1 protein-coding gene is annotated in these 211 nt (G+C 35.1%); it reads left to right on the top strand.

Annotated features, from left to right (window positions below):
- Nucleotides 1-211 (top strand): thiol-activated cytolysin family protein (locus G9F74_RS29820; RefSeq protein WP_185157067.1); only part of this gene is annotated, 211 nt, incomplete at both ends.

Genomic DNA, 211 nt, shown 5'->3' with positions numbered 1-211 from the left:
ATCCAGGAGCAGTACAACTTGCAAATAAAGCTTTTGCCGATAATCAACCTAGTTTATTAGTGGCTAAGAGAAAACCTATAAATATTAGTATAGACTTACCTGGAATGAGAAAAGAAAATACGATATCTGTCCAAAATCCGACATATGGTAATGTGTCTGGAGCAGTAGATGATTTAGTATCTACTTGGAATGAGAAGTATGCATCAACACA

It is taken from the genome of Bacillus sp. EKM202B (assembly GCF_011066025.1).
Taxonomy (GTDB): domain Bacteria; phylum Bacillota; class Bacilli; order Bacillales; family Bacillaceae_G; genus Bacillus_A; species Bacillus_A toyonensis.
Note: the sequence above shows the minus strand (reverse complement) of the source record. Positions and strands in the feature narration are given on the sequence as shown.